At 46.1% G+C, this 14,727-nt stretch carries 13 protein-coding genes; all 13 read left to right on the top strand.

Annotated features, from left to right (window positions below; all coding sequences use genetic code 11):
• Window positions 1–13 precede the first annotated feature (13 nt).
• Window positions 14–1,264 carry a nickel pincer cofactor-dependent isomerase, group 22 gene (locus NAF01_RS22385; RefSeq protein ID WP_250801157.1) on the top strand — a complete coding sequence of 417 codons (1,251 nt, stop codon included), beginning with the start codon at window positions 14–16 and terminating at the stop codon, window positions 1,262–1,264.
• A 57-nt stretch (window positions 1,265–1,321) separates the two neighbouring features.
• Window positions 1,322–3,532: a dihydroxy-acid dehydratase domain-containing protein gene (locus tag NAF01_RS22380; protein ID WP_250801156.1), complete on the top strand. Its 2,211-nt coding sequence runs from the start codon at window positions 1,322–1,324 to the stop codon at window positions 3,530–3,532.
• A 63-nt stretch (window positions 3,533–3,595) separates the two neighbouring features.
• Window positions 3,596–4,363: an IclR family transcriptional regulator gene (locus NAF01_RS22375; RefSeq protein ID WP_048009833.1), complete on the top strand. Its 768-nt coding sequence runs from the start codon at window positions 3,596–3,598 to the stop codon at window positions 4,361–4,363.
• Between the two features lie 150 nt (window positions 4,364–4,513).
• Window positions 4,514–5,410: a fumarylacetoacetate hydrolase family protein gene (locus tag NAF01_RS22370; RefSeq protein ID WP_250801155.1), complete on the top strand. Its 897-nt coding sequence runs from the start codon at window positions 4,514–4,516 to the stop codon at window positions 5,408–5,410.
• 4 nt (window positions 5,411–5,414) lie between these two features.
• Window positions 5,415–5,714, top strand: coding sequence for a UxaA family hydrolase (locus NAF01_RS22365; protein ID WP_048009831.1), 300 nt, complete (start codon window positions 5,415–5,417; stop codon window positions 5,712–5,714).
• Window positions 5,704–6,876, top strand: coding sequence for a UxaA family hydrolase (locus NAF01_RS22360; protein ID WP_226618541.1), 1,173 nt, complete (start codon window positions 5,704–5,706; stop codon window positions 6,874–6,876). The genes NAF01_RS22365 and NAF01_RS22360 overlap by 11 nt, the downstream gene beginning before the upstream one ends.
• 373 nt (window positions 6,877–7,249) lie before the next feature.
• Window positions 7,250–8,716 (top strand): alpha-ketoglutaric semialdehyde dehydrogenase GucD, encoded by a 1,467-nt coding sequence (gucD, locus tag NAF01_RS22355; RefSeq protein ID WP_197247114.1) that lies wholly within the window; start codon window positions 7,250–7,252, stop codon window positions 8,714–8,716.
• A gap of 90 nt (window positions 8,717–8,806) precedes the next feature.
• Complete coding sequence (gene dgoD, locus NAF01_RS22350; protein ID WP_197218271.1) at window positions 8,807–9,955, top strand: galactonate dehydratase; 1,149 nt, start codon at window positions 8,807–8,809, stop codon at window positions 9,953–9,955.
• 16 nt (window positions 9,956–9,971) lie between these two features.
• Complete coding sequence (locus NAF01_RS22345) at window positions 9,972–10,883, top strand: dihydrodipicolinate synthase family protein (RefSeq protein ID WP_250801154.1); 912 nt, start codon at window positions 9,972–9,974, stop codon at window positions 10,881–10,883.
• The gene (locus NAF01_RS22340; RefSeq protein ID WP_071156370.1) at window positions 10,880–11,827 is read left to right on the top strand and encodes a U32 family peptidase; all 948 of its coding nucleotides are present in this window, start codon (window positions 10,880–10,882) and stop codon (window positions 11,825–11,827) included. Before NAF01_RS22345 ends, NAF01_RS22340 begins: the two co-directional genes overlap by 4 nt.
• Before the next feature lie 67 nt (window positions 11,828–11,894).
• A complete protein-coding gene (locus NAF01_RS22335) occupies window positions 11,895–12,854 on the top strand; it encodes a C-terminal binding protein (RefSeq protein WP_250801153.1) in 960 nt (319 codons plus the stop codon).
• A gap of 18 nt (window positions 12,855–12,872) precedes the next feature.
• Complete coding sequence (locus tag NAF01_RS22330) at window positions 12,873–13,757, top strand: fumarylacetoacetate hydrolase family protein (protein WP_250801152.1); 885 nt, start codon at window positions 12,873–12,875, stop codon at window positions 13,755–13,757.
• A gap of 5 nt (window positions 13,758–13,762) precedes the next feature.
• Entirely contained in the window at window positions 13,763–14,719 is a 957-nt protein-coding gene (locus NAF01_RS22325; protein WP_197218279.1) for a sugar kinase, read from the top strand.
• The last annotated feature ends 8 nt before the right edge of the window (window positions 14,720–14,727 follow it).

Genomic DNA, 14,727 nt, shown 5'->3' with positions numbered 1-14,727 from the left:
AGGAGAAAAGGTAATGGACATTATTAAAGAAATCTTAAAGGATATTCCTATTCCCAGAATGGTAAAAGTAAGACAGAATTTCCACGCACCCCAGCTGGAAGATGTGGCGGATGCGGTACGGAAAACCCTGAATGACACCAATGTGCTGGCAAGAATTAATCAAGGAGATTCCGTGGCGATTGCGGTTGGAAGCAGGGGACTGGCAGATTTGCCTGTTCTGGTTCGTGAAACGGTCAGAGAAATTAAACGTGTCGGAGGGCAGCCGTTTATCGTACCTGCAATGGGAAGCCATGGCGGTGCTACCTCGGAAGGCCAGATTGATGTGCTTCACCAATTGGGTGTAACGGAAGGTGCTGTTGAGGCACCGATTAAATCCTCCATGGAAGTTGTCAAGATTGGCGAGCTTCCAAATGGGCTTCCGGTCTATATTGACCGAAACGCCTATGAAGCTGACAAGATTGTTGTCATTAACAGGATCAAACCTCATACAGCATTCCGCGGACCGGTTGAAAGCGGCCTTATGAAAATGATTACCATCGGGCTCGGAAAACAAAAAGGGGCGGAAGCCGCTCATGCCTTTAGTTTTAAATATATGGCAGAGCATGTGCCGGAAATGGCCAAAATTTCATTATCAGAAGCTCCAATCATTTTCGGCCTTGCCTCTCTCGAAAATGCTTATGACAAGATTGCAAAGGTTGTTGCAGTTCCGTCAGAAGACCTGGAGACAGTGGAGCCGGAACTTCTGAAAGAGGCCAAATCTTTAATGCCCAAAATTCACTTTGATGAGTTTGATGTCCTGATTGTCGACGAGCTTGGAAAAGATATTTCAGGTGACGGGATGGACCCGAATATTACAGGGAATTTCGCTACGCCATATGCAACCGGCGGACCGGATATAAAAAGAACCGTGGTGCTGGGCTTAACCGAAAAAACGCATGGAAATGCGAATGGCATCGGCATGGCAGACATGACTACAAAAGCGGCCGTAGATGGAATTATATGGGAAAAAGGCTATGCAAATGCTCTGACCAGCACCGTCATCGAAGTCATAAAGCTTCCAATGGTGCTTGAAACAAAGGAGCTTGCTGTCAAGGCTGCGATTAAAACCTGCAATGCCTTTGACTTAAACAAGGTAAAAGCTGTTCGAATCAAGAATACATTAGACATCGGAGAAATCTGGATCTCAGAGAGTTTGATTGAGGAAGCGAAACAAAACAGCAATTTGGAAATTATTTCCGATCTCCAGGAATTGGTGCTCGATTAATCAGAAGATTATCTGCAAAAAACTATTCTTGCAGATTGATAGATAAGGAGTGTTCATATGACACATTTATACCCGCTTATAGATAATCCTGTAAATCCATACCGTGACAATGTGCAGGGAAAAGCAAATGAACCGATTACGGTAGCTGGACTGCTGGACCGGGCAAAACAGACACTTGGTTCTTCCTATGAAGGAGGAAAGCCGGATTGGACACTCGAGGAAATTTACAACCGCCTTGAAGTAAATGCTCCGCGAATTGCCATTATCGGAGGTTCATCTGACCATCCCGCTCACATCATGGACTATCAGACCTCTGCACGTGCAGCCATCCGCATCTGGCAGAATGGCGGGGTTCCCTTTTATTTTTCCACCCCGGTTATGTGTGATGGCACTGCCCAAAGCAATCAGGGGATGAGCTATTCCCTTCAAAGCAGGAACGCTGTTGCCCAAATGGTCGTCAATCAGCTTGAAGCACATAGTTATCATGGTGCATTCGTCATTCAAGGCTGTGATAAGCAGCCGCTGGGCGTTGTCAGTGCGCTGGCACATGTTGATCGGGTAAGACGCAGCCGCGGAGAAGCTCCATTTTTTGCAACATTTGCCCCTGCACATGTTCTCGAAGGCGGATCGATTCCGGACGATGTAATCGCAGAGCTTGAAGAGCTGGCGAAAAAAGCTGAATTGAATGGAGCGGCTGATGTGGCGGCTGATTTGCGTGACACAATGGCATATATTTTGCAATGTTCATCAAATACAGCGTTCCAGGGTGTGTTCGAGCGTGCATATGAGCGGGGCATCTTAACAAAGGAACAGCATAAGTATTTTGAAATGAGGCTGGCAGTTGCGACATGTGATGGACAGGGAGGGGTTTGTGCCTTTAATGGAACTGGAAATAGCTCCAGGCATCTTGTAGCTGGACTGGGCCTTGTTCATCCGGCGGTGGAGCTTCTGACAGATCCGCCGACACAAAGGCAGATCAATTCGGTTCTTGACAGCTTTGCCACTATGATTAATGAAGAAAAGTATGGTGTTTCCAATATTGTGGCTGCCAATATCAAGAATGCGATCCGCATTCATAGTGCATCCGGCGGTTCTACTAACCTGATGATGCATATTGTTGCGGGCATGCTCTATGGCGGATACAATTTTAGTCTATGGGATTTGGACCACATACATCATGAGCATCCTATTCCGGATTTGTTTGACTACAGTCTGACAGAAGGCCGTGATATTTACTCGCTCGCCATGCAGTGCTGCAGCGGAACGAGCAGGGGAATGGAAACGCTGTTTTACGAATTGCTTGAACATGGTGTACCGATGGATCAGGATGCGCCAACAGTTGCAGCCCGAACCTGGAGAGAGCGTCTCGCCATCACAAGAAGCCTCCAGGCATTAAATGTAAAAGAAAATCCTGTTATATTATCTGCTGAAGCACCGCGCAGGGCATTTAGCGGAGTGGACGTCCTGCAGGGCAATTTCTTTGAAAGCGCAGTGGTAAAAATCAGCGGAATGCCGACACCGCAGCTTGATCAATTCGATGATAAGCTGGCATTTGTTCTTTATTTTGAGAATGAAGATGATGCAAACAGAAGCCTGCTTGACTCGAATCTGCTTAACGATATTAAAAAGGATAAGCTATTTGACCATAACCTGCTGCTTGAAACACTGAAATATAACAACAGAGGGGAATGGGAACTTTTAAAAGAAGAATCATACGAAAAGCTATTTGACGAGATGGCTGAAAAAGGCATATTGAAAATTTCAGTTGTCATTGCCGGTCAGGGTCCGGTAGCATTTGGAATGCCGGAAATGTTTACACCTATGCAGCATATTAATGCCAACCGGGTCATGAAAAAGGTCGCAACCATTATCAGTGACGGGCGCTATTCCGGCGTTACATACGGTGCTGCAATTGGACATATGACACCGGAAGGATATGAGGGCGGCGGCATTGGCTTCCTTCAGACAGGTGATGTTGTACATCTTCAGCTTCGGGGACGGCGCATTGATTTTGTAGACAAAACCCAGCTTTTCGCAGGGAAGGTTGTCCATGCCTTTACTGACAGCTTAAAAGCAGATCGCCAATCTCTTGTGGAGGAGAGAAAGCAGCGAATGAAGGCACGCCAGAAGCTGGTTGCAGCAAGCAATCGCATGTATGGCCATACGGATGCTGCAAACGGAGTGGTTCCGCTGGCCGTAGCCGAGGATGCAGTTCTGGATTATGAGACAGATGTTTTGCTTCAAGAAGCAGGCACTGTTGCAAATTAAAGAGGCAAGCTCGTCAAAATTCCTGTAAAATTAGGCTAAATAGAACTAGGAGAGTGAGCGGAAATGCCTATTATCCAATCAGTGGAACGTGCATTAAAAATTATGGATTTATTTGACGAGCGGGAAAGAGAATTATCCATTACAGAAATCAGCAAAAGAATGAATCTGCATAAAAGCACGGTTCATTCTCTGCTGAAGACTTTGCAGGAACAGAGATACATCTCCCAAAATGAGGAAAATGGAAAGTATCGTCTGGGGCTTAAGCTTTTCGAAAGGGGCAATATGGTCCTGAGTAATCTTGATTTGCGGAAAGTTGCCAGAAAGCATCTTGAAAGGCTATCCGCCATGACGAACTTAACGGTCCACCTGGTCATTCTCGATGGACAGGAAGGTGTTTATATCGATAAGGTTGAAGGAAGCGGAGTTACGGTTCTATACTCCCGCATCGGACGCCGGGTTCCCGTTCATACAAGTGCGGTAGGCAAATCGCTCATTTCGACGAAAACAGATGCCGAACTGGATCAGTTTCTTGAAAACTATCAGTACACAAGACAAACACCAAAATCAATCTCATCGAAAGAAGAACTACTCTCGGAGATCGCTCATGTCCGCACGGCTGGCTATTCAGTGGATAATGAAGAAAACGAACCGGGCATTGTCTGTTATGCTGTTCCGATTAAAGACTATTCCGGTGAGGTAATAGCAGGGATAAGCATGTCCATGCCTGCTGCTAAAGTAACGGATGAAGTCCGTGAACACCACGTGGGACTCCTGAAAGAGTGCAGCACCAGCATATCGCAGGACCTCGGGTATGAGTACCAAAAAATTTAGGTGAGTAAAAGATTATCATTCCTTGCCGGCCGGGAGCCTGCTGAGAAGGGTTCCCAATGGTTGGCTTAATGCTGAAGGCATAGCTCTAATGCATGCAAAATTAATTAAAAATTTAAAAAAATGGCAAATAGTCATTCAGGAGGAGTTAACATGAGAATTATCCGCTATCTAAAAGGAAATGAAAAACAACTGGCAGCTGTAACGAATGCGAATGAAGCAGCCGACCTTCCATTCAGCGATTTTATGTCACTGATTGCTAAAGCACGCGAAGATAACAAAACAGCGTTTGATATTGTAAAACAAATTGCCGATAAATCAGAAAAACTGCCGCTGGAAAATCTTCAGTTAACCACTCCAATTGATGCTCCGGAAGTTTGGGCTTCAGGCGTAACCTATAAAAAAAGCAGGGAAGCGCGAAACTATGAAGCGACACAAGGAAAGCTTGACAGAGAGACCTTCTATGACAAAGTCTATGATGCTGTGCGTCCGGAAATCTTTTTCAAGTCAACATCTGCAAGAACGGTAGGTCCCAATGATCCTGTATATCTTCGATCCGATTCCAACTGGCAAATCCCGGAGCCTGAGCTGGGGCTTGTCATTGATAAAGATGGCAAGGTGCTTGGCTATACGGCTGGAAATGATATGAGCTGCCGGGATATAGAAGGGGAAAATCCTCTGTATCTGCCGCAGGCAAAGGTTTGGAAGAATTCCTGCTCCATAGGGCCGGCCATTGTATTGGCCGAGACTGTTTCAGATCCTTATGAATTTCAGATTATTTGCCGCATCTACCGGGATGAAGAGCTTGTATTTTATGGAGATGCCCAAGTCAGCCAGCTGAAGCGCACTCTGGATGAGCTGGTCCAATACCTGGTGCTGGATAACCAAATCTTTGACGGAACGGTCCTTCTTACAGGAACCTGCGTTGTGCCGCCAAACGAATTTACTTTAGCGGAAAATGACCGGATTGAAATTGAAATCCCTGGCATTGGCATCCTGAATAACCCGGTTGTCCAAAGTGAAAAAGTGGGGCAAGCCGCTAAGGGGTGAGGAAATGAGTGAGTACAAGACACTTTTTTTAAATGAAAAGGATAGTGTAGCTGTAGCTCTTTCCGATATACCTGCGGGAGCGGAAGTGATTGTTAAAACAGAGGGCATCGAAAAAACAGTCAGAATTCTTGAGCCTATCCGCTTTGGCCATAAATTTGCAGTCCGGGCCATTCCCCAGGGAGACGACATTATTAAATATGGTGAGGTAATCGGGGCGGCAGTCGCCCCGATCGATGCCGGAGAACATGTGCATGTTCATAACCTTGAAGGCAAAAGAGGAAGGGGTGACAAGATTGTTCAATGAAAAACTTCAGTTTTGGGGTTACCGCCGTCCTGATGGCCGTGTTGGAGTAAGAAACCATGTGCTGATCCTGCCTACGATTACTTGTGCAACGCAAACGGCACAGCGGGTGACGGAGCTTGTAAGCGGAACGGTTACATTCATACACCAGCATGGCTGTGCACAGGTTGGAACCGATTATGACCAGACGGCCAGAACATATGCCGGAATGGGAATGAACCCAAATGTTTACGGTGTGATTGTTCTCGGCTTAGGCTGTGAAACCCATCAGGCACACCGTATCGGCGACGAAATTGCCAAATGCGGCAAGCCGGTCGAGACCGTATCGATACAGGAACATGGCGGCACACTTCAAACCATTGCCGAGGTGGCTAAAATTGCGGTGAAAATGGTTCAGGATGCATCTATGGTGCAGCGTGAGCTATGTGATTTCAGCGAATTGATTGTCGGTACAGAATGTGGGGGCTCTGATGCATGCTCCGGCCTTTCGGCAAACCCGGCTGTCGGGCGTACAAGCGACATGCTGGTTGAACAGGGCGGCACCGCCATTTTAGCTGAAACAACTGAATTAATCGGTGCAGAGCATTTGCTGGCCAACCGTGCAGCTAATGATTCGGTCGCAAAAAAAGCGTATGCCGTCATTAAAATGATGGAAAACCGCTCCATCCAGATGGGTGTTGATATCCGTACCGGCAATCCAAGCCCGGGCAACATTGAGGGCGGATTGAGCTCTCTTGAAGAAAAGTCGCTTGGAGCTGCAACAAAGTCAGGCTCGACACGTTTGGAAGAAGTGATTGACTATGCAGAAAGGCCAACCAAAAAAGGGCTGGTCTGGATGGATACCCCGGGCCATGATATTGAACAGCTAACGGGTATGGTTGCAGGCGGAGCACAAATCGTTCTTTTCACCAGCGGGCGCGGAACACCAACCGGATCGCCGATTGCCCCTGTTATTAAAATCTCGACAAACACACCAATGTTCGAACGCATGAACGAAAACATGGATCTTGATGCCGGAACCATCGTTGACGGCAAAGAAACAGTCGGAGAAGTCGGCGGACGGATCATGAAGGAAATCCAGGCTGTCGCAAATGGCAAATTGACAAAAGCGGAAATATTGAAGCAGCATGACTTCGGAATTTGGCGTATTGGTCCAACATTTTAATAAGAGGTTCTGCAGTTACCGGCTGAAATTAGAAAAAATCGGCTAAATGAACGAAATTACAAGATTTTCTAACTCGAATTAGCGGGCAGGGTAACATTTACCGGCCATTTTTAGAAAAATACCGGCCAAACCAGGGCATTTACCGGCCGAAATTAGAAAAATACCGGCCAAACCACCGGATTTACCGGCCAACGGTATTCTGCAGAAACTCAAATTTGGTTCATATTTGCAGGGTTATTTCAGCATCCAAAGACCCGCAGACCCAAATGCGCCGAACGTCAGACCGCCAATAGTTGGCAGAGCCCATGAAGCAGATATCAACAGGCAAGTTTATAGGAGCTAAAAAAGCCTATTAAAAAGGAGAGATTATAGCATGAAAACGACAATCGAAACAAAAACATACAGCAACTTCATTAATAACGAATGGAAAGAATCCGCATCCGGTAATGTTATTGAAAGCATTAACCCTGCTACAAAGGAAGCAGTCGGCTACGTTCAAAAATCTACTGAAGAAGAGCTGAACCAGGCTGTAGAAGCGGCATTCAATGCGAAGAAAGCATGGCGCAAGCTTGGCCAGGCGGCAAGAGGACAGCTATTGTTCCAGACAGCAAACATCCTGGAATCTAGGCTGGATGAAATTGCGGAAAGCATGACAAGGGAAATGGGAAAGACCCTTCCTGAAGCAAAAGGAGAAACAGCCCGAGGTATCGCCATCCTCCGTTATTATGCAGGAGAAGGAATGCGCAAAGAGGGGGACGTGATTCCATCAACTGATAAAGATGCCCTTATGTTCACAAAGCGTGCTCCCCTTGGGGTTGTAGGTGTTATCACTCCCTGGAATTTCCCGGTTGCGATTCCAATCTGGAAAATCGCGCCTGCCCTTGTGTACGGAAATACAGTTGTATTCAAGCCTGCGAGCGAAGCGGCTGTCACTGCTGCTAAGGTGGTCGAGTGCTTTGCAGAGGCCGGCTTCCCTGAAGGTGTCTTAAATTTTGTAACGGGTTCAGGCTCTGAGATTGGCCAGGGATTGATCGATCATCCTAAATTGAATGCCATTACTTTTACAGGGTCAGAAAGTGTCGGACAAAGCGTAGCGAAAGCAGCTGCTGCGCGCGGAATCAAATTCCAGCTTGAAATGGGCGGAAAGAACCCTGTTATTGTTGCGAAAAATGCCAACCTTGACCAGGCTGTTGAAGCGGTCATCAGCGGCGGATTCCGCTCATCTGGACAAAAATGTACGGCTTCAAGCCGCGTTATCGTAGAAGCCGATGTTTATAACGAATTCAAGCAAAAGCTTATCGAAGCTTCTGAAAAAATCACAGTCGGAAACGGCCTTGAAGAAGGCATCTGGATGGGGCCTTGTGCAAGCGAAAGCCAATTCAACACATTCAATAAGTACGTTGAAATCGGTAAAAATGAAGGAGCCAGACTGGTTCATGGCGGCGAAGTACTTACAGGCGGAGAATATGATAAAGGCTTCTTCGTAAAACCGGCGATTTTTGAAGAAGTGACACCAGACATGACGATTGCACAGGAAGAGATTTTCGGGCCAGTGATTGCTCTTATTAGAGCCGTTGACCTGGAAGAAGCAATCGAAGTGGCAAACAATACAAAATATGGATTGAGTGCATCGATCTTTACTTCCGATATCAGCTCGATCCTGGAATTCATCGATGAAATTGAAGCGGGTCTCGTCCGGATCAATGCGGAAAGCGCCGGTGTAGAACTTCAGGCGCCATTTGGCGGAATGAAGGCTTCAAGTACAGGCTCACGTGAACAAGGTGAAGCTGCAAAAGAATTCTATACAGCCATTAAAACAGTTTTCATAAAGGGCTCTTAAACCGGCTAATTGAGGAAAACCATTCAAACCTAAAAAGGAGATTTCCAAAATAGAAATCTCCTTTTTATAAAAAAGTTGCGAGGTGCCCATATGAAAATTACGAAACTTTCATTATATAAAGTTCCGCCGCGCTGGCTGTTTTTAAAGATTGAAACAGATGAAGGCATCTCCGGCTGGGGAGAGCCTGTTGTTGAAGGGCGCGCTGAAACCGTGAAGGCAGCTGTCAATGAACTGTCAGATTATATCATTGGCCGCAATCCTAATGACATTGAAGATATATGGCAAACATTGTACCGTGGCGGTTTTTACCGTGGCGGCCCAATTTTGATGAGTGCGATCTCCGGGATCGAGCAGGCGCTCTGGGATATTAAAGGCAAGTATTACAATATACCAGTCTATGAAATGCTCGGGGGCAAAGCGCGCCAGAAGATTAAAGTGTATTCCTGGATCGGAGGGGACCGGCCGGCTGAAGTTGCTGCGGAAGCAAAAGTAAAGCAGGAACAGGGCTTTCAAGCGATTAAGATGAATGCCTCTGAAGAAATGAACTACATAGACAGCTTTTCAAAAGTGGAAGCGGTTATTGAGCGTGTGGCTTCCATTCGTGAGGCACTCGGCAAGGACTTCGGCATAGGGGTTGATTTTCATGGCCGCGTTCATAAAACCATGGCCAAAACATTAGTGAAAGAGCTGGAGCCATATCGCCCAATGTTCATTGAAGAACCGGTGCTTCCGGAAAATAATGAGGCTCTGCGTGAGATTGCCCTGCATACAACCTGTCCAATTGCCACCGGTGAAAGGATGTATACACGCTGGGGATTCAAGCAGCTTCTGCAGGACGGATATGTAGATATTATCCAGCCTGACCTTTCGCACACAGGCGGTATTCTGGAAGGAAAGAAAATTGCCGCAATGGCTGAGGCGTATGATGTGTCGATTGCACCGCATTGTCCTCTTGGACCAATGACACTGGCATCTTCGGTTCATCTGGATGCTTCTACTCCAAATTTCATCATCCAGGAACAAAGCCTGGGCATTCACTATAACCAGGGAATGGACATTCTCGATTATATTAATAATCCTGAAGTATTCGCCTATAAAGATGGCTATGTAAACATTCCGGATCAGCCTGGACTAGGTATAGAGATTAACGAGGAAAAAGTAAAGCAGGCAGCGGAAGCCGGACATGATTGGAAAAATCCTATTTGGCGCCATGAAGATGGCAGCATTGCCGAATGGTAAATGAGGAGGAAATCGAATGAGCTTTCATGGAATTATTCCCCCGGTTGTCACTTTATTTGATGAAGCGGGAAATTTGGATTTGGAGCTGAATAGAAGGTATCTTGATAAGCTGATTTCTCAGAATATTCATGGGATATTGCTGATGGGCAGCTCAGGTGAGTTTTCTTCTCTTTCCATCGAAGAGCGGAAGCTTTATGTCAGGGAAATGATTAAACATATCCATGGGCGCGTAAAAGTTATGGTTGGTGTGGGCCATACAGCTCTTAAGGAAGTCCTTGAACTGACTTCTTATGCAGAGGAACAGGGAGCAGATGGTGTGCTTGTTGTCAGCCCTTACTATTGGAAGCTTTCAGATGATCAGCTTTATCGCTTTTATTCAACAGTTGCCAATCATACAGAGCTCCCTGTGTTTATTTACAATATCCCGCAATTAACCGGCCAAAATTTGCCGGTTGAGCTAATCGTCAAATTGGCCAAAGACTATCCGAACATTTCTGGCATTAAAGAAACTGTCGGTGATTTTGGCCATATTCGGCAGATAATTACAGAAGTGAAAAAGGTCCGTCCTGATTTCCTTGTTTTCTCAGCCTTTGACGAGCATATGCTCCCGGCCCTGATGATTGGCGCCGCTGGCAGCATCAATGGCAGTGCTGTATTTGCTCCAGAGGTCTCAGTGGATTTATATGAATCTTATCAAAGAGGGGATTTAGCCGAAGCCCGGACTAACCACCAGCAAATCTCCAGGCTAATGGATGTTTATACGTATTGCCCGACCTTTTTTACAACGATGAAAGAAGCTGTTCATCAGCGATGGTTTGAAACAGCAGCAGGGCATCGTGTTCCGTTTGATGTATACCCTGCCGATTTACGTGAAAATGTTCGAAGTTTATTAAAAACTATTGAAACGAAAGAAGGCGTCCAATTATGAAAGAATCCCGCGAATTGCTTGAACAATTAGGCTACCCATCCAGCGATTTTCAAGAATTGCCGACATCGGCAAAAAGATTCCCCGACGGTGCACAATACCGGGTTGAGATTCCAAGCGTTGAAGGGCCTGAAGCGTTAAAAGCCACGCTTGAAGAAATCGATCGCCTTGGCTTGACGATTCACCGTGTCTCACAGGGAAGCGGAATTATGCTTCAAACAGATGAGGAAATCAAAGAAATGTGCGAGCTGACTGCAGAGCGCGGAATGGAGCTGAGCTTATTCGTTGGTCCGCGAGGTACATGGGATATCAGTGCTGCTCCGTTTACATCGGGGGGCAAATCACAGGCGCTTCGCCACGAGGGAGCGGATCAGCTTGTTTATGCCATGGAGGATTTAAAGCGCGGTGCTGAACTGGGCTTGAGAGGCGCACTTGTAGCTGATGAAGGACTTCTTCTATTAACAAAAGAAATGAAGAAAAAGGGCCAGCTCCCAGAAGACTTCGTAGTAAAGGTATCTGTGCAAATGGGCTCGGCAAACCCTGTTTCAGTAAAACTGATGCAGGATATCGGAGCAGATACGTATAATGTACCTTCCGCCTTACCGCTCGCAAAGCTTGCTGCCATCCGCCAGGCCATTGATATTCCGATTGATTTGTACGTGGAGGTTCCGGATAATTTCGGCGGTTTCCTGCGCTACTACGAAATCCCGGAAATCATTCGGGTGCTCGCTCCAGTTTATATTAAATTTGGCCTTCGCAATCACCCGGATGTGTATCCTTCCGGAAAGCAATGGGAAAGCACGAATATCTCACTCGTAAAAGAGCGTGTACGACGTGCTTCTATTGGTATTCAAATGATTGAACGCTACTATCCGGAAGCTGTTACTTCAAAGCTTGGTGCAGAAGGGCTTGGGGTTCCGAAGGCTGAAAAAACGCTAGCTAAATAATTTTCAATCCCTGAACGGTTCCAATCCGTTCCAGGGATTTCTTACTATTATTCCAGGGGTGAAAAGAATGGCATTTAAAGTACTTTTAACAGACTATGAATTTGAAAATCTCAAATATGAGGAAGACGTATTTAAAGAAAGCGGTCTTGATATTGAATTCGTCAAAGCGCAGTGCAAAACGGAAGATGAGGTGGCCGAGCAGGCCAAATATGCAGACGCCATTTTAAATCAATACGCGCCAATCTCCAGACGTGTAATAGAATCCCTTGAGAATGCCAAGGTGATTTCCCGCTATGGTGTTGGTGTGAACACGATTGATTTAGATGCAGCCAATGAAAAGGGCATTACCGTTGCTAACGTCCCTGATTATGGGATGGAAGAGGTATCAAACCATGCACTGGCTCTTCTTTTATCATGGGCCCGTAAAGTGACTCTATTAAATAATGAAGTGAAAAAAGGAAACTGGGATTTCAAAGCCTGTGTCCCTATTCACCGTTTTAACAGCCAAACAGTAGGGGTTCTTGGATTCGGGCGCATTCCACGAAGGTTTATTGAAAAGGTAAAGCCTCTTGGTTTTAAATTGGCTGCATATGATCCCTTTGTTTCCGCAGAGGATATGGCATCTGCCGGAGTGCAGAAAATGGAGCTGGATGAAATCATAAGGGAAGCCGACTATTTGTCGGTACATGTTCCGTTAATTAAGGATACCTTCCATTTATTAAATGCAGACCGATTTAGCCAAATGAAGAAAAATGCTGTCATCATTAACACTGCACGAGGTCCGATCATTGATGAAAAGGCCCTGATAGAAGCGCTTGAAAATGGCATTATAGCAGGTGCCGCTCTCGATGTAGCCGAAGAAGAGCCAATTAGCATCGATAGCCCGCTTCTTCATATGGATAATGTCATTATTACTCCGCACAGCGCCTGGTATTCAGAGGAAGCCATGGTGGAGCTAAGACAAAAGGCCGCGAAAAATATCGTACAGGTTTTAAAAGGTGAAAAAACACCTTATGCCCTTACGTAAGAAAGGATAGTGCCGAATATGAAACTTGCTGCTTTCACGATTAATTCTCAACAGCATATTGGTGTTGTCCAGGGAGATAAAGCCATCAGCTTAACAATACTTGCCGGAAATCAATTTCCTTCCTGCCTGAAAACCTTTATAGAAAGAAGTGAAGAACTGCTGCCGCTTGCTGAAAAGCTTATTAGCCAGGGTACCAATGAGGAGGCTGTTTTTCCAATATCCGATGTGAAAATCCTTCCGCCGATGCAGGCTCCGGAAAAAATCATTTGTGTTGGCTTGAATTACATTGATCATTGCAGAGAAACCGGAATGGAGCCGCCTGCTTCACCGGTGATCTTTTCAAAATATGCGAATGCCATCGTCGGCCATCATGACGCGGTGGAGATTCCTATCAATTCAAGTGAAGTTGATTTTGAGGCAGAGCTTGCTGTTGTCATTGGAAAGGAAGCTAAGCGGGTAACGGAAGAAGAGGCAAACGATTATGTTTTTGGCTACACGATCATGAATGATATTAGCGCGCGCGATCTGCAATTTAAGGACGGACAGTGGTCCCGGGGCAAAACAGCCGACACCTTTGCGCCAACAGGACCAGTGATCGTGACAAAGGATGAAGCAGGGAATCCGCATAGTCTATCAATCTCACTCGAACTCAACGGGGAAATTATGCAAGATTCCAATACAAGCAACCTGATATTCACCATACCGCAGATTATTTCCTTTTTATCGCAGTCTATGACGCTAAGACCGGGTGACTTAATTGCAACAGGAACGCCTCCAGGAGTTGGAATGGGCCGGGATCCAAAGGTGTGGCTGAAAGACGGTGACAAAATGAGTATTACCATTGAAAACATTGGAACACTATCCAATTCCGTAAAAGGTGATTCACAGAAGAAAGAGGGCTGATAGACATGGATGTAGTAACAATCGGGGAAACGATGGCTCTTTTTACACCGAATGAGGAGGGCATGCTTCGCCATGCCCATTCTTTTTCTATGAAATTTGGCGGGGCAGAGTCCAATGTCGCCATCGGATTGAGCCGTCTCGGACATCGTTCGAGATGGATCAGCCGTCTTGGGGAGGATGAATTTGGTGATGCAATGCTGTCATTCATCCGCGGCGAAGGAGTGGATGTTTCCTATGTGACGCGCGATCAAAATGCGCCGACAGGCGTATTTTTTAAAGAGTTCAGGCGCATGAATGACACGCGTGTCTATTATTATAGAAAAGATTCTGCGGCCAGCAGAATGAATGCCGACTGGCTTTTGGATGAGTCCATTTTAGATGCTGAGTACCTTCATCTTACAGGCATTACGCCAGGACTCAGCCCCTCATGCAGGGAAATGCTTGAAAAAGCAATCCGGATAGCAAAAGGAAATGGAACGAAAATCGTTTTTGATCCAAACCTCCGTTTGAAAATTTGGCGTGATGAAGCAGAAGCACGCCATTTTTTGAAAAAATATGCCTCTGAAAGTGATATAGTCCTTCCTGGCATTTCCGAAGCAGAGTTTCTGTTCGGCGCATTATCACCTGAGGAATATGTGGAGAACTTTCATGATCTTGGGATTGAAACAGTCATTATGAAATTGGGAAAAGAAGGATCGCTGATTTCATCTCCATCCGGTTTGGTGAAGATAATTCCAGGCTTTATGGTTGAGCGGGTAATTGACCCGGTTGGGGCGGGTGATGCATTTGCTGCAGGTGTTCTTTCAGGACTGCTGGACGGAAAAATGCTTGAAGAAGCAGTACTGCAGGGCAACGCTATGGGAGCAATGGTAACAATGGTGAATGGCGATGCAGAAGGCTTGCCAACTCGATCTGATCTTGTGTCCTTTATGAATGGCAATCTGGAAGATGTTACGAGATAAAAAGGAGG

The organism is Cytobacillus firmus (assembly GCF_023657595.1).
In the GTDB taxonomy this organism is placed as follows: Bacteria; Bacillota; Bacilli; order Bacillales; family Cytobacillaceae; genus Cytobacillus; species Cytobacillus firmus_B.
This window is presented reverse-complemented; position numbering and strand designations above follow the sequence as displayed.